The following is a 16,504-nucleotide window of genomic DNA, read 5'->3' as shown; positions in this document are numbered from 1 at the left end:
TTTTGCTTGGAAAAATCTAGGAAATCATCGCTTTTTTCATAAAAAAATGGTATAATGAAGGGTATGAAATATCACGACTATATATGGGATTTAGGTGGTACCCTATTGGATAATTATGAGACTTCTACAGCAGCCTTTGTAGAGACCTTAGCCCAATGCGGAATAGAGCAAGAACACGACCGTGTTTACGAAGCCTTGAAGGTTTCGACAGCTTTTGCTATCGAGAAGTTTGCCCCAGACATCGAGAATTTTTTAGAAAACTACAAAGAAAATGAAGCGCGTGAGCTAGAGTATCCAGTTTTGTTTGAAGGGATTCCAGAACTACTCAAAGACATTTCTGACAAGGGTGGCCGTCATTTCTTAGTTTCTCATCGAAATGACCAAGTTCTAGAACTTCTTGCAAAGACTCAGATAGCTGACTATTTCACAGAAGTTGTGACTGCCAGTTCCGGTTTCAAACGAAAACCAGATCCTGAGTCCATGATTTATTTACGTGATAAATATCATATTACATCTGGTTTGGTCATTGGAGACAGGAATATTGATGTAGAAGCAGGGAAAGCTGCCGGCTTAGATGCCTATCTTTTTAAAAACGTTGCGACACTGAGACAAGCAATAGACATGTAAGAAAAGGGAAAAAATGACAGAAGAAATCAAAAATCAACAGGCACAGGATTATGATGCCAGTCAAATTCAAGTTTTGGAGGGGCTGGAAGCTGTTCGTATGCGTCCAGGTATGTATATTGGATCGACCTCAAAAGAAGGCCTTCACCATCTAGTATGGGAAATCGTTGATAATTCAATTGATGAAGCCTTAGCAGGATTTGCCAGTCATATCCAAGTCCTTATTGAGCCAGATAATTCCATCACCGTTGTGGATGATGGACGTGGTATTCCTGTTGACATTCAGGAAAAGACAGGACGTCCTGCTGTTGAGACCGTCTTTACTGTTCTTCACGCTGGAGGAAAGTTCGGCGGTGGCGGATACAAGGTATCAGGTGGATTGCACGGTGTGGGTTCATCAGTAGTAAATGCCCTCTCAACTCAACTAGATGTTCGGGTTCATAAAAACGGAAAAATTTATTATCAAGAATACCAACGTGGGAATGTCGTTGCTGATCTTGAGGTGATTGGGGATACGGATAGAACCGGAACAACAGTTCACTTCACACCGGATCCAGAGATTTTTACAGAAACAACGACCTTTGACTTTGAAAAATTAAACAAACGTATTCAAGAACTAGCTTTTTTGAACCGAGGTCTTCGAATTTCCATCACAGATAAGCGTGAAGGTCTCGAACAGACTAAACAATATCACTATGAGGGTGGGATTGCTAGCTATGTTGAATATATTAACGAGAACAAGGATGTTATCTTTGATACACCAATCTACACAGACGGTGAGATGGATGATATCACAGTTGAAGTAGCCATGCAGTACACAACTGGTTACCACGAAAACGTCATGAGTTTCGCCAATAATATTCACACCCATGAAGGTGGAACGCATGAGCAAGGTTTCCGTACAGCACTGACGCGTGTTATCAACGATTATGCTCGCAAGAATAAATTACTTAAAGACAATGAAGACAACCTAACAGGGGAAGATGTCCGTGAAGGTTTGACTGCTGTGATCTCAGTTAAGCATCCAAATCCGCAGTTTGAAGGACAAACCAAGACCAAGCTGGGCAATAGTGAAGTAGTTAAGATTACCAATCGCCTCTTCAGCGATGCCTTCTCTGATTTTCTCATGGAAAATCCACAGATTGCCAAGCGTATCGTGGAAAAAGGAATTTTGGCTGCCAAGGCTCGTGTGGCTGCCAAGCGTGCGCGTGAAGTCACTCGCAAGAAATCTGGTTTGGAAATTTCCAATCTTCCAGGAAAACTAGCAGACTGTTCTTCAAATAATCCTGCTGAAACCGAACTCTTCATCGTCGAAGGAGACTCGGCCGGTGGATCAGCTAAATCTGGTCGTAACCGTGAGTTCCAAGCTATCTTACCAATTCGTGGTAAAATCTTGAACGTTGAAAAGGCTAGCATGGATAAAATTCTTGCTAACGAAGAAATTCGGAGTCTCTTCACAGCCATGGGGACAGGATTTGGCGCAGAATTTGATGTTACTAAGGCTCGTTACCAAAAACTCGTTTTGATGACCGATGCCGATGTCGATGGTGCCCACATTCGAACCCTCTTGCTAACTTTGATTTACCGCTATATGAAACCAATTCTAGAAGCTGGATATGTCTACATTGCCCAACCACCAATTTACGGAGTAAAAGTTGGAAGTGAGATCAAAGAATACATTCAACCAGGTGCAGATCAAGAAATTAAACTCCAAGAAGCCTTAGCACGTCATAGTGAAGGGCGTTCAAAACCAACCATCCAACGTTATAAAGGTTTGGGAGAAATGGATGACCACCAATTGTGGGAAACAACCATGGATCCAGAACATCGCTTGATGGCACGTGTTTCAGTAGATGATGCTGCTGAAGCAGATAGAATCTTTGATATGTTAATGGGCGATCGGGTAGAGCCTCGTCGCGAATTTATCGAAGAAAACGCTGTTTACAGTACACTTGACGTTTAAAAAATGTGGGAAATAGTTCCCTTGGTTTAAAAAATATGATATAATCATTACGATTGTTTCTAGTATAAAAGGAGTTTGATATGTCTAATGGACAACTAATTTATCTAATGGTTGCGATTGCGATCATGTTGATTTTAGCTTATGTAACAGCCATTTTTCTACGTAAGCGTAATGTAAGCAGATTAACGGCGCTTGAAGAAAGAAAAGAAGAACTCTACAATCTTCCTGTAAATGATGAGGTTGAAGCCGTTAAAAATATGCACTTGATTGGTCAAAGTCAGGTAACCTTTCGTGAATGGAATCAAAAATGGGTTGATTTATCTCTGAACTCATTTGCAGACATCGAAAATCACCTCTTTGAAGCTGAAAACTACAATAATTCTTTCCGTTTTTTCAAAGCAGCTCACAAGATTGATCAAATTGAAAGCCAGATTAGTTTGATTGAAGAGGATATTGCAGCTATTCGCAATGCCCTTTCTGAACTTGAAAAGCAAGAGTCTAAGAACAGTGGTCGTGTCCTACATGCTTTGGACTTGTTTGAAACCCTTCAACATACGGTTGCAGAGGACTCAGAGAAATATGGAAAAGCTCTTCCTGAGATTGAGAAACAATTGGAAAATATCCAATCGGAATTCTCTCAATTCGTTACCCTTAACTCATCAGGTGACCCAGTTGAAGCTGCAGCAATCTTAGATGATACTGAAAATCATATTCTTGCTCTAACGCATATTGTTGATCGGATTCCAGCTCTTGTTGAAACCTTGACAAAGGAATTACCAGACCAATTAGCAGATTTGGAAGAAGGCTATCGCAAGCTGTTGGATGCCAACTACCACTTTACTGAAACAGATATTGAGTCACGTTTCCAACTTTTGCATGAATCTTTGAAGAATAATCAAGAAAACATCCGTCAGTTGGAGTTGGACAATGCAGAGTATGAAAATAATCGCATTCAAGAAGAAATCAACGCACTTTATGATATTTTCACTCGTGAAATTGAGGCTCAAAAAGTCGTTGAGAATCTCCTCTCAACACTTCCAACCTATCTCAACCACTTGAAAGAAAATAACCAGGTGCTTGTTCAGGATCTTGAACGCCTGAATAAAACTTACCTTCTTCCAGAAAGTGATGGAAATCATGTTCGCCGACTTCAAGAAGAATTAGCTGCACTTGATACCGCTATTTTAGAAGTAACAGAGGATCAAAGAGAATCTGCTCAAGCCTATTCTGTTCTTGAAGAACAGTTGGAAATGCTTCAAAGCAATCTCAAAGATATTGAAGATGAGCAAATTTCTGTGAGCGAACGACTTACGCAAATTGAAAAAGACGACCTCAATGCTCGCCAAAAAGCAAATGTCTATGTGAATCGTTTGCACACCATCAAACGTTACATGGAGAAGAGAAACTTGCCAGGTATTCCTCAAAGTTTCTTGAAACTCTTCTTTACTGCAAGTCATAATACAGAAGATTTGATGGCGGAGTTAGAACAACCGCAGGTTAATATTGAATCTGTTAAGCGAATTCTTGAAATTGCAACGAATGATATGGCAGTACTTGAGACAGAAACATACGATATTGTTCAGTATGCAACTTTGACAGAGCAACTTCTCCAATACTCAAATCGTTACCGTTCATTTGATGAACGCATCCAAGAGGCTTTCAACGAAGCACTTGAAATTTTTGAGAAAGAGTTTGACTACCGGGCATCATTTGAGAAGATTTCTCAAGCCTTGGAAGTTGCAGAACCAGGAGTTACAAACCGTTTTGTGACTTCATATGAAAAAACACGTGAAGCGATTCGCTTTTAAAATAGAAGCTTAGAGAACTCTAAGCTTTTTCTTTATTTTTTGAAATGGAGCTAGATTACCTGTTTATCATTGAAATAATAGCCTCGATTTGATATGATGGAAATATGAAAAAAAATAGAGCGAAACGTATTTCTCACGATAAAACGAGAAGGTTATTGCTTTCCCTTGTTGGAATCTTTGGAATTGCTATGATTCTATTGGGGGGTGCTATTNGTTATAGGCTACTACAAAAGCAATCTTACGAACAAAAAATTGAAGCGCTGAAGAGCGAAAAGGACCAGCAATTCAACTCTGGTAGTCAGAAGGACCATTTCCGAAAAGGCCAAGCTGAGGTGATTGCCTACTACCCTCTGCAAGGAGAGGAAGTCATTGCGTCTGTTAGAGAAAAAATCAACCAGGATATCAAAGAAAAGCTGGAAGATAAAGAGGATTTGGTCTTTTATTATACCGAGCAGTTGGACCCCGTCTTAAAGGGAGTTGTTGCTCGTAATATCAGCAAGCAAGTCTATGATTTGTCTGCATTAAAGGTTGAAGAAAAAGAAAAGACTTCCTTAGGGAAAATTTTCTTGACTGAAGATGGGAAAGATTTTGACCTTAGTAGACTTTTCAAAGATGCAAGCAAGGCTAAGGAACTCTTACTGACTCAAATCAAATCAACTCTAGAAGATAAGAAACTTGACCAGGCAAAAATTGATCAAGTTGTAAAAAACTTCACAGATCAGGACTTATCATCTTGGAGCTTTGATTATAAAGATAGTCAAATCATCCTTTATCCTGCTAATTCTGAAGAGACTGTTGAAGAAATTGCTTTACCAATATCCAGTTTCTTTGATGTCATTGAGTCCTCTTATCTATTAGAAAAGGATGCTGAGCTTTATCAAGCTTACTTTGCCAAGAAAAATAAAAAGGTTGTAGCCTTGACCTTTGATGATGGTCCAAATCCGACTACAACTCCACAAGCCTTGGATACCTTGGCTAAGTACGGTGTAAAGGCAACCTTCTTTGTACTTGGAAAAAACATAGCAGGAAATGAGGATCTTCTGAAACGAATGAAATCGGAAGGTCATGTTGTGGGAAATCATAGCTGGGATCACCCTATCCTTTCTAAATTATCCCTCGAAGATGCTAAAAAGCAAATCACTGATACAGAAGATTTGTTGACTCAAGTTTTAGGATCAAGCTCTAAACTGATGCGCCCACCTTATGGTGCCATCACTGATGATATTCGTAATAGTCTGGATTTGAGTTTTATCATGTGGGATGTGGATAGTTTGGACTGGAAGAGTAAGAATGAAGCTGCTATTTTGACAGAAATTCAACACCAAGTTCGTAATGGTTCTATCATTCTTATGCATGATATCCATGGTCCTTCTGTTAATTCTCTACCAAGTGTCATTGAGTATTTAAAGGGTGAGGGTTATACATTTGTAACTGTTCCTGAATTGCTCAATTCTCGCTTGAAGGCTCACGAGATCTATTACGACCGTGATCAATAATTGTTAAAATCTAAAGGAGCAAGTGTTCTGATAATCAGAATTTTGTTTCTTTAGATTTTCTTCACATAGAAAGGAAAAACGATGAAATCTTACACCCTTAATAATGAAGTTTCCATTCCTGTACTAGGATTTGGAACATGGAAAGCTGAAAATGGAGAGGTGGCCTACCAAGCCGTTTTAGAAGCCTTAAAGGCCGGCTATCGTCATATCGATACTGCAGCTATCTATAAAAATGAGGAAAGTGTTGGTCGTGCTATTCGAGATAGCGGTCTTCCACGACAAGAAATCTTTGTAACGACCAAACTCTGGAATACCAATCACAGCTATGAAGAAACTCGCCAAGCATTTGAAGAATCAATGGAAAAACTGGGATTGGATTATCTAGATTTGTACCTTATCCATTGGCCAAATCCAAAACCACTAAGAGAAAATGACGAATGGAAAACTCGCAATGCTGAAGTCTGGAGAGCGATGGAGGACCTTTACCAAGAAGGCAAAATACGTGCTATCGGCGTTAGTAATTTCCTTCCTCATCATTTGGACGCCTTGCTTGAGACAGCAAGAATCATCCCGGCGGTCAATCAGGTTCGCTTGGCACCAGGAGTTTATCAAGAGGAAGTGGTTGACTACTGTAGAGAGAAAGGAATTCTCTTAGAGGCTTGGGGACCATTTGGGCAAGGAGAGCTGTTTGAACAGAAAGAAGTCCAAGAAATTGCTGCTAAGCATGGGAAATCAGTGGCTCAAATTGCCTTGGCTTGGAGTTTGGCAGAAGGATTTTTACCCCTACCTAAGTCAGTAACAGCCTCTCGCATCCAGAGCAATCTGGACTGTTTTGGAATTGAACTCAGCAAAGACGAGCGAGAAGTCTTAAAGACAATTTCAGTGACTTCAGGCGCACCTCGTGTGGATGAGATGGATTTTTAGTTTGTGAAATCTATTTATACCGAAATAACAAAGACTAGGATTTAAAATTCCTAGTCTTTTTGTGTATAAAAAATCTAAATGATTTGTATAATAAAATAGTTTTATAAATTGAAATAAATGAACAAGTTTAGAAAATATTGCTTTGATAGAACAAATAAAACGAACGATAAAACTAAATAAGAACATTACATACGCAAATATTACATTTTTGTGACAATTCAGATTTTTATGAAAATTTTTGATTATTTGCGTTATAATAGGTATACTTTAAAGAAAAAGGAGATTATTTATGGATAGACGACAACGTTTTTCATTACGGAAATACAAATTTGGTCTTGCTTCAGTTTTATTGGGAACTGCTTTGGTTTTTGGAGCAAGTCAAGTTAATGCCAATGAGCAGAGTACAGGTGAAAATCAAGCCCAAACTCAGGCAATCAAGACAGAGCTAAAAGACGATAAACACTCAAACTCTTCAACTGACCAAACCAATACTAATGTGATAGCTCCAGTAGTTGGAGAGAAACAAGAAGCTGAAACTTCTAAAGAGGATGCTAGTAAACAAGATGCTAAGGTAGAAACTTCGGTTGATAAAACTGCTGAACCCCAAGAATCAGGAAAAGATAGCACAGTTGCAAATGAAGAAAATCAAGGTGTCGTTCAAAAAGAAACAACAGTAGCTACCAGTCCAGCGCCTGCTACTGAGAAGGCTTCTGACTTGGAGAAAAAAGAGGCTCAAGCAACGACAGCCCCTAAAACTACTGGAGAAACAGCAACTACTGAAAAAGAACAAGAAAAAGCTGAGTCTGCAAAACCCAATAGTCTTTCAAGCAATGATATCATCACAGTACCAAAAACTTGGAAGGCTGGTTATAAGGGGACAGGGACCGTTGTTGCCATAATTGACTCAGGGCTTGATTTGAATCATGAGGTTCTTCGAATTTCAGACCCGTCAAAAGCAAAATTTAAAAACAAGGAAGCCATCGAAGCAGCTAAAAAGGCTGCTGGAATCGACTACGGTAAATGGTATAGCGATAAGGTTGTCTATGCCTACGATTACTTTGACGGAACGGATAAGATCAAAGAAGCAGAAAGAACTTCTCATGGGATGCACGTAACAGGGATCGCTGCTGGAAACCCTGATAAAGAAGCACCAAATGGTGAAAAGGTCTATGGTGTGGCGCCAGAAGCCCAAGTCATGTTTATGCGTGTCTTTTCAGACCGCCAAAAAACGACAAGTTCTGCCCTTTATGTAAAAGCGATTGATGACGCAGTTGCCTTGGGAGCAGATGCCATTAATATGAGTTTAGGCTCTAGCACTGGTTCTATGGTCGATGCTGGTTCTGATATCGTGGATGCCATCAAACGGGCTCGTGCCAAGGGAGTTTCTGTTCTTATCTCAGCAGGAAATAGCAATACATTCGGAAATGGTTATTCAAAACCACTAGCCGAAAACCCAGACTATGGCTTGGTTGGAAATCCATCCACTGTTGAAGACTCAATTTCAGTTGCTTCTGTCAACAATAAAACATTGACAACAGCCGTTTTTGAAGTTAAAGGTCTAGAGGGAAATGCCGGCCTTCATAACGGAAAATTTGATTATAATCAACCTGAAGCAGATAAGGACTTTGAAAAAGGAAAAGAGTACGAATACGTCGAGGCAGGATTAGGTCGTGAAGAAGACTTTGCTAAGTTGGATTTAACTGGGAAACTTGCCCTCATTCAGCGTGGAGCCATGAATTTTTCAGAGAAGATCAAAAATGCAAGAAAACACGGTGCAGTTGGTGCTTTGATCTACAATAATGTAGAAGGTGCAAACATCAATATGTCTATTGATGATGAAGCAAAGAAAATTCCTTCTGTATTTATTTCTAAACAGTATGGTGAAGCCTTAAAATCAGGAAACTACAAGATTGTTTTTAATGACAAGATGGATAATCGCCCTTCGGATGTAGCCAATCAGCTATCTGACTTTTCAAGTTGGGGAGTGACTACCGATGGACAATTGAAACCGGACGTGACAGCTCCTGGCGGCAATATTTACTCATCCTTTAATGACAATACCTATGGTAGTATCAGCGGAACCAGTATGGCGGCTCCTCACGTTACGGGTGTTGCAGTTCTGGTTAAGGAATACCTTCAAAAACACCATCCAGAATTGACTCCTGAGCAAGTATCAGAGACTGTCAAGGCCTTGATCATGTCAACTGCAAAACCACATGTTAATAAGGACACAGGCACTTATACCTCTCCTCGTCAGCAAGGTTCTGGTATTGTGGACACAGCTGCTGCAGTGTCAACAGACCTCTATGTAACGGGTGAAAATGGTTATCCAAGTGTGACTTTGGGAAATGTTGGAGATCAATTTACTTTCAAGGTCACTGTACACAATATTTCAGATACTGACCGTACTCTCAAGATGGTGGTGAATACCAATACAGACGAGGTCCAAGATGGAAAATTCACCCTTCGACCTCGAAAACTAACGGAGACAGTCTGGCCTGAAGTGACGGTCAAAGCCCACAGCAGTCAAACAGTCACTGTTAAAGTGGATGCTCGAAAATTTGCTGATCAACTCAGCAAACAAATGCCAAATGGCTATTTCCTTGAAGGATTTGTTCGCTTTGTAGATCCAGCAGATGATGGGGATATTGTAAGTCTTGCATTTATGGGCTTCCGAGGTGAATTCCAAAATCTCCCCGCTGTCGAAAAACCAATTTACAATCTTGTCCGAGAAGGGAAAAATGGATTTTACACGGAAGTAGACAAGGAAAATCCTGCAGTTAACTACTCTAATGATGCGACCTATCTAGCCACCTTGCAAAATGACCTTCTAGTTTCTAAAGGTCAACGCCAAGGACGCCGAATTACCGTTCTGGGGATTGAACAAAATGCTGAAGGTAAGCATGTTCTTCAGTTGGACGAAAAAGGGAATGTCCGTATTGCCATTTCTCCAAACGATGATGGAAACAAAGACCTAGTTGAATACAAAACGGTTGCTTTGAGAAATCTTGTAAATCTTCGGGCTACAGTTTATGCGGCTACGGATACCAAGCATGAACATCCTATTTGGGAGGGTGATGCAAAGGATCTTCGTAAGAATTATTTTGATGGTGACAGTAGAAATCTGAAAAGTTATATTCTAGATAATACTGCTTGGAGAGGTCAGGATTTTGATGGCAATACTGTTGCAGATGGTTTATATGACTATGTTATCAGTTACACACCAGACGTTCCAGGAGCTAAAGAACAATACACGACCTTTAAAATTCAAATTGATACTCAAAAACCTGTCATCACAAGTGGTTATATTCGCTTTAAAGATGGAAACAAAGAATTCGTAGCTCGCAAACCAAAAGATGTGGGTCAAGGTGGTATTCTTTCAGAAAAAGTCTTCTATATCACACCATTTGACCAAAAAGGGACCATGGTTCTAACTGGAAAGGACCAGTCTGGAACGCGTACGTTTGAAAATACCCATCTGATTAAGACCAATGCCGACGGTAGTTATACACTTCCTAAGGATGTTGATAAGGCTAATATTTACTATCTTGTAGAGGACTATGCAGGGAATGTAGACTATATCTCGCTTGCTGAACTTGTGCGCGATCAAAATAGTGGTCGAGTGAAAATCGCCTTGAAGGATGCGAAAACAAACCAAGATATTGATACCCTATACGTCTATCGAATCAAAAATAGCAAGGGACAATATGTCGATGTCGACAAGTCAAAAGCGATTCATTTCTTACAGTTTGGTCATTATACAGCAGAAATTTTCAGTTATGACCGAACAGAATTGAAATTTATCAGTGCCTTGTCCCAAGAGTTTGACCTAACGGAAGAAAATAGTTTCCAAACCATTACCTTCCTAGCAAATCTCCTAGAATATGCACCAGTGTCTGTTTCCTTCAATCAAGCCGTTCCAAAGACGACTACAGTGGTTCTGAAAGGAGAAGATGGTTCAAGGATCACTCTTCCTGTTGAAAAATATGGTCAATACGCCTTTGGTAAGAAAGTTGCTACAGGTCGTTATACTGTACAAGTCACCTTGCCAACTGGATACGAACTCCTTGAAGATCTCGTTTCCTTGCTCGTTCAGCCAGGTCGAAATAATGCTTTGCGTCTATCTGTTGTGTCTAAGTTGGCCTTGATTATTGCGGTAAATCAACAAAAAGAACTGGTAGAAACGTCTCGTTACTTTAATAGTAGTGCAGATAAGAGAAAAGCTTATGACCAAGCTTTCCAAGTGGCACAGTCAGCCTTGTCAAACAAATTAAAGCAAGAATTGATTGATGGCGTTCTCGCTAGTCTTGAGGCTGCTGGTAAAGCTTTGGATGGAAAAGATTCGAACGTTACAGCCTTGAAAGAAGCTATGAAAGCTTACTATGCAACGACTAAAACTGGACGATATGCTAATGCCAAGGAAAAAGTACGTCGAGCTTATGATCGTGCCTTCCAAGAAATTGCCTTACTAGCTGTAGATCCTAAAGTTAAACAGGATCAAATTGACAAATCTCTCATTGCCCTAGCGACGGCTAAAAGCAAACTAAATGGCAAGGCAACAGACTTCTCTAGTCTGAAGAAACTGGTCAAAGATGAACGCCTTTTCCAAGAAAAGAACGCGAGATTTATCTATGCTGACAAGAAAGAAAAAGCAGCTTATCTTCTAACTTTTAAAGAGGCACAGGAACTCCTTAAAGATTCAGGAGCGAGCCAAGAAGATGTCAAAGATGCCATTACAGCATTGAAACAAGCCAAGAGAAATCTGCATGGCAAAAAACCAAAAGCAAGAAGACACCCTTAAACAGGAGTTTCTGAAGCTTTACTGATAAATGAGTCTGGAACTTTGTTTTCAGACTCATTTTTGGTTTACACTAGCTAGAAAATCTGCTATAATACTAGCTAGGAAAGAAAGTCTTATGGCGTTCTTCAAGCGAGCTTGGGGTAGTGGGAGCCAAGTAGAATAAGGTAAGAAACTGGCGCTTTCTGTCGTATTTTTAAAAACAATGAAGTAATAAATTAGGGTGGAACCGCGTTTCTGACGCCCCTAGTCGCAAGGCTTGGGGGTTGAAATTCGGTTCTTTTTGAATTTCGTCTAATGCCTAAGTAGAAAGGAGCATAATGCTTAAAGGATCTTGTTTATGCAAAGCAGTGACCTACACTTTAGATGAGGAATTGTCGGAATTAGTTTTTTGCCACTGCTCATTCTGTTGGAAAGCAACTGCGTCTGCCTATACAGTGAATGTCAAAGTTAGCAGTAAAAACCTAGTATTGCATGGAAAAGAACAGTTGGTTATCTATAGTTCATCTCCAGGAAAACAACGCTATTACTGTCAGAACTGTCATAGTCAAATTTTCACTGCTCAAGAAAATATACCAGAAGTCTGTGCTTTGAAATTAGGTACAATAGACGAATGCAATCAGAATTTACGAACTGTTCCCAAACGTCATATTTTTCAGGACCCAGCTTTTTCTTGGTTGCTTGATGAATAAAGCTAAAAAGATAATATAAATTAAAGGAGTAAACAATGTCTAAGAAATTAACATTTCAAGAAATTATTTTGACTTTGCAACAATTTTGGAATGACCAAGGTTGTATGCTTATGCAGGCTTATGACAATGAAAAAGGTGCGGGGACGATGAGTCCTTACACTTTCCTTCGTGCTATCGGACCTGAGCCTTGGAATGCGGCTTATGTAGAGCCATCACGTCGTCCTGCTGACGGTCGTTACGGGGAAAACCCTAACCGTCTATACCAACATCACCAATTCCAAGTAGTGATGAAGCCTTCTCCATCAAATATCCAAGAGCTTTACCTTGAGTCTTTGGAAAAATTGGGTATCAATCCTTTGGAGCACGATATTCGTTTCGTTGAGGACAACTGGGAAAATCCTTCAACTGGTTCAGCTGGTCTTGGATGGGAAGTTTGGCTTGATGGGATGGAAATCACTCAGTTCACATATTTCCAACAAGTCGGTGGATTAGCAACTGGACCTGTGACTGCGGAAGTTACTTATGGTTTGGAACGCTTGGCTTCTTATATTCAGGAAGTTGATTCTGTCTATGATATCGAGTGGGCCGATGGTGTAAAATACGGAGAAATCTTCATCCAGCCTGAGTACGAGCACTCAAAATATTCGTTTGAAATTTCGGACCAAGAAATGTTGCTGGAAAACTTTGATAAGTTTGAAAAAGAAGCTGGTCGTGCCTTGGAAGAAGGCTTGGTTCACCCTGCATATGACTATGTTCTCAAATGTTCACATACCTTTAATCTGCTTGATGCGCGTGGTGCCGTATCTGTAACCGAGCGCGCAGGCTATATCGCTCGTATCCGTAACTTGGCCCGTGTCGTAGCCAAAACCTTTGTCGCAGAACGCAAACGCCTAGGCTACCCACTTTTGGATGAAGCAACACGAGCTAAACTCTTAGCAGAAGACGCAGAATAAAGAGAGTGACAAATTACGAAAATGGGCGAACAGAGTGAGCCCTGAGCCAGTTGCCGCAGTGATGAAGGTATCCTTAGTGAAGCTAAGGATACTAGGCAAAATTGGAAACTTTCGGCTCCAATTTTAGCAATGAAACAACGAAGTTGGTTGCTTGCGTGCCAATCACATAAGGCAAACTGGAAAATAAAAAGATATTTTTCGGAGAAAAAACATGACAAAAAACTTATTAGTAGAACTCGGTCTTGAAGAGTTACCAGCCTACGTAGTAACTCCAAGTGAAAAACAACTAGGTGAAAAAATGGCAGCCTTCCTCAAGGAAAATCGCCTGTCTTTTGAAGCCATTCAAACCTTCTCAACACCACGTCGTTTGGCTGTTCGTGTGACTGGACTTGCAGACAAACAGTCTGATTTGACAGAAGATTTCAAGGGACCAGCAAAGAAAATTGCCTTGGATAGTGATGGAAACTTCACCAAAGCAGCTCAAGGATTTGTCCGTGGGAAAGGCTTGACAGTTGAAGATATTGAATTCCGTGAAATCAAGGGTGAAGAATATGTCTATGTTACCAAGGAAGAAGTGGGGCAACCAGTTGAAGCCATTGTTCCAGGTGTAGTAGACGTCTTGAAGTCACTAACTTTCCCTGTCAGCATGCACTGGGCTAACAATACCTTTGAATACATCCGCCCTGTACACACTTTGACAGTTCTCTTGGACGAGCAAGAATTTGATTTGGATTTCCTTGATATCAAGGGCGATCGTGTGAGTCGCGGTCATCGTTTCTTGGGACAAGAAACCAAGATTCAGTTAGCATTGAGCTACGAAGAAGACCTTCGTAAACAATTTGTAATTGCGGATCCTCGTGAACGTGAGCAAATGATTGTTGATCAAATCAAAGCAATCGAAGCTGAACAAGGCGTACGCATCGAAATTGATGCTGACTTACTGAACGAAGTCTTGAACTTGGTTGAATACCCAACTGCCTTTATGGGAAGTTTTGACGCCAAATACCTTGAAGTTCCAGAAGAAGTTTTGGTGACTTCGATGAAAGAACACCAACGCTACTTCGTTGTCCGAGATCAAGATGGAAAACTCTTGCCAAACTTCATTTCAGTCCGTAACGGAAACGCAGAGCATTTGGAAAATGTTATCAAGGGTAATGAAAAAGTCTTAGTTGCTCGTTTGGAAGACGGTGAATTCTTCTGGCGTGAAGACCAAAAATTGATGATTTCTGATCTTGTTGAAAAATTGAACCATGTGACCTTCCATGAAAAGATTGGTTCCCTTCGTGAACACATGATTCGTACAGGTCAGATTGCCGTCCTTTTGGCGGAAAAAGCTGGTTTATCAGTGGATGAAACGATTGATCTTGCCCGCGCAGCATCCATTTACAAGTTTGACTTGTTGACAGGGATGGTTGGTGAGTTTGATGAACTCCAAGGAATTATGGGTGAGAAATATGCCCTTCTTGCTGGGGAAACTCCAGCAGTTGCGGCTGCCATTCGTGAACACTACATGCCTACATCAGCAGACGGAGCTCTCCCAGAGAGCAAGATTGGAGCCATTCTAGCCATTGCAGACAAATTGGATACGATTTTGAGTTTCTTCTCAGTGGGCTTGATTCCATCAGGTTCTAATGACCCTTATGCCCTTCGTCGTGCAACGCAAGGTGTAGTTCGTATTTTGGATGCTTTTGGTTGGCACATTGCTATGGATGAGTTGATTGATAGCCTTTATGCTTTGAAATTTGATAGTTTGACTTATGCAAATAAAGCAGAGGTCATGGACTTTATCAAGGCTCGTGTTGATAAGATGATGGGTTCAACTCCAAAAGACATTAAGGAGGCAGTCCTTGCAAGTTCGAACTTTGTTGTGGCGGATATGTTGGAAGCAGCAAGTGCTCTTGTAGAAGCAAGCAAAGAAGAAAACTTCAAATCGTCTGTCGAATCTCTCTCACGTGCTTTTAACTTGGCTGAGAAAGCCGAAGGATCTGAAACAGTTGATTCTGCTCTTTTTGAAAATGAAGAAGAGAAAGCCTTGGCGGAAGCAGTAGAGTCACTCGTTTTATCAGGGACTGCAAGTCAGCAATTAGAACAACTCTTTGCGCTTAGCCCAGTTATTGATGCTTTCTTTGAGAATACTATGGTAATGACCGATGATCAAGATATTCGTCAAAATCGATTGGCCATCTTGTCGCAATTAACCAAGAAAGCAGCTAAGCTTGCACGCTTTAACCAAATCAATACCAAGTAAAATCTGTTAAACGGATTAAATCTTATCATAAAGGAGATAAACATGGATCCTAAAAAAATTGATCGTATTAACGAGCTTGCTAAAAAGAAAAAAACAGAAGGCTTAACTTCTGCTGAAAAAGTGGAACAAGCTAAACTTCGTGAGGAGTACATCGAAGGCTATCGTCGTTCTGTTCGTCACCACATTGAAGGAATCAAAATTGTGGACGAGGAAGGAAATGATGTCACACCAGAAAAACTACGTCAGGTACAACGTGAAAAAGGTTTGCACGGCCGTAGTTTAGATGATCCTAACTCATAAAAAAACTGACTAGTAGTTTGTGCTGCTAGTCAGTTTCTTTATGCTATTAGAATAGCAGAGATTTAGAGGATAGAAAGTAATGTAAAAAATGAATAGGGAGATATTATTTTCTGTAGAATATGATACAATGAACATAGAGATTAGAATAAAGTGAAGGTTGGATTTATGCTAGATATGAATATGAATACTAATACCGATGAAGATTTAAGAGATGAGAAAGAGTATCTCAAGACAAATTTAGAAATCTGTTTTAACCTTATCTCACAAAATGAAGATATATTTAAAAATAAAGATACCTTCTTAGAGGAGTTTAGCCCTTGGCATAAGAAGAAAGAAGGGGGAGAAGAGATACTGGTAGATCAATTTGTAACTCAAGTTACAAGTGATATACCTGAAGATTTTTCTTGGTTGNATATTTTGAAAGAAGACAAGCAGTGGAAGAAAGCCAAATATAAAGAGGAAATCAAGGACAAAAGTAAATATGTAAATATGCGTTATCAAATTCCAACTCATTTTCATGGGGATATTGATAAAGCTATTCTTTTCCATTGTATGGAAAATCCTAGAGGTTATTTAGGAAGTTATACAGATAATCAAATTGATAAAGGTCTTGAGTGTGCAAACCTTAAAGATTATTATGGAAAAACTTATAAATTATTAAAAGAGGATAATAAAAAGACAATAAAAGAAATAGAAAT

10 protein-coding genes are annotated in these 16,504 nt (G+C 40.0%); all 10 read left to right on the top strand.

Annotation, left to right across the window (positions count from 1 at the left end):
- Positions 1-63 precede the first annotated feature (63 nt).
- The 10 genes from D8847_RS03945 to D8847_RS03900 all read left to right on the top strand — a co-directional run bounded on the left by D8847_RS03945 (position 64) and on the right by D8847_RS03900 (position 15,806).
- Positions 64-627 (top strand): HAD-IA family hydrolase, encoded by a 564-nt coding sequence (locus tag D8847_RS03945; RefSeq protein ID WP_312023092.1) that lies wholly within the window; start codon positions 64-66, stop codon positions 625-627.
- 13 nt (positions 628-640) lie between these two features.
- Complete coding sequence (gene gyrB / locus D8847_RS03940; RefSeq protein ID WP_125840676.1) at positions 641-2,587, top strand: DNA topoisomerase (ATP-hydrolyzing) subunit B; 1,947 nt, start codon at positions 641-643, stop codon at positions 2,585-2,587.
- A gap of 80 nt (positions 2,588-2,667) precedes the next feature.
- A complete protein-coding gene (gene ezrA / locus D8847_RS03935) occupies positions 2,668-4,395 on the top strand; it encodes a septation ring formation regulator EzrA (RefSeq protein ID WP_125840675.1) in 1,728 nt (575 codons plus the stop codon).
- 104 nt (positions 4,396-4,499) lie between these two features.
- Positions 4,500-5,891 (top strand): peptidoglycan-N-acetylglucosamine deacetylase PgdA, encoded by a 1,392-nt coding sequence (gene pgdA / locus D8847_RS03930; protein WP_125840674.1) that lies wholly within the window; start codon positions 4,500-4,502, stop codon positions 5,889-5,891.
- 81 nt (positions 5,892-5,972) lie between these two features.
- The gene (locus D8847_RS03925) at positions 5,973-6,815 is read left to right on the top strand and encodes an aldo/keto reductase (RefSeq protein WP_125840673.1); all 843 of its coding nucleotides are present in this window, start codon (positions 5,973-5,975) and stop codon (positions 6,813-6,815) included.
- A gap of 289 nt (positions 6,816-7,104) precedes the next feature.
- Positions 7,105-11,616: a S8 family serine peptidase gene (locus D8847_RS03920; RefSeq protein WP_125840672.1), complete on the top strand. Its 4,512-nt coding sequence runs from the start codon at positions 7,105-7,107 to the stop codon at positions 11,614-11,616.
- 317 nt (positions 11,617-11,933) lie between these two features.
- Positions 11,934-12,305 carry a GFA family protein gene (locus D8847_RS03915; RefSeq protein WP_125840671.1) on the top strand — a complete coding sequence of 124 codons (372 nt, stop codon included), beginning with the start codon at positions 11,934-11,936 and terminating at the stop codon, positions 12,303-12,305.
- A gap of 35 nt (positions 12,306-12,340) precedes the next feature.
- Positions 12,341-13,258 (top strand): glycine--tRNA ligase subunit alpha, encoded by a 918-nt coding sequence (glyQ, locus tag D8847_RS03910; RefSeq protein ID WP_000038733.1) that lies wholly within the window; start codon positions 12,341-12,343, stop codon positions 13,256-13,258.
- A 211-nt stretch (positions 13,259-13,469) separates the two neighbouring features.
- Positions 13,470-15,506 carry a glycine--tRNA ligase subunit beta gene (gene glyS / locus D8847_RS03905; protein WP_125840670.1) on the top strand — a complete coding sequence of 679 codons (2,037 nt, stop codon included), beginning with the start codon at positions 13,470-13,472 and terminating at the stop codon, positions 15,504-15,506.
- A gap of 42 nt (positions 15,507-15,548) precedes the next feature.
- The gene (locus D8847_RS03900) at positions 15,549-15,806 is read left to right on the top strand and encodes a DUF896 family protein (protein ID WP_000371301.1); all 258 of its coding nucleotides are present in this window, start codon (positions 15,549-15,551) and stop codon (positions 15,804-15,806) included.
- The last annotated feature ends 698 nt before the right edge of the window (positions 15,807-16,504 follow it).

It is taken from the genome of Streptococcus mitis, assembly GCF_003942795.1.
Classification (GTDB): domain Bacteria; phylum Bacillota; class Bacilli; order Lactobacillales; family Streptococcaceae; genus Streptococcus; species Streptococcus mitis_BJ.
Note: the sequence above shows the minus strand (reverse complement) of the source record. Positions and strands in the feature narration are given on the sequence as shown.

Excerpts from the sequence above, each read along its gene's own strand:
- D8847_RS03945 (WP_312023092.1), top strand. The coding sequence starts at position 64 with ATGAAATATCACGACTATATATGGGATTTAGGTGGTACCCTATTGGAT.
- gyrB (WP_125840676.1), top strand. The coding sequence starts at position 641 with ATGACAGAAGAAATCAAAAATCAACAGGCACAGGATTATGATGCCAGT.
- ezrA (WP_125840675.1), top strand. The coding sequence starts at position 2,668 with ATGTCTAATGGACAACTAATTTATCTAATGGTTGCGATTGCGATCATG.
- D8847_RS03925 (WP_125840673.1), top strand. The coding sequence starts at position 5,973 with ATGAAATCTTACACCCTTAATAATGAAGTTTCCATTCCTGTACTAGGA.
- D8847_RS03920 (WP_125840672.1), top strand. The coding sequence starts at position 7,105 with ATGGATAGACGACAACGTTTTTCATTACGGAAATACAAATTTGGTCTT.
- D8847_RS03915 (WP_125840671.1), top strand. The coding sequence starts at position 11,934 with ATGCTTAAAGGATCTTGTTTATGCAAAGCAGTGACCTACACTTTAGAT.
- glyQ (WP_000038733.1), top strand. The coding sequence starts at position 12,341 with ATGTCTAAGAAATTAACATTTCAAGAAATTATTTTGACTTTGCAACAA.
- glyS (WP_125840670.1), top strand. The coding sequence starts at position 13,470 with ATGACAAAAAACTTATTAGTAGAACTCGGTCTTGAAGAGTTACCAGCC.
- D8847_RS03900 (WP_000371301.1), top strand. The coding sequence starts at position 15,549 with ATGGATCCTAAAAAAATTGATCGTATTAACGAGCTTGCTAAAAAGAAA.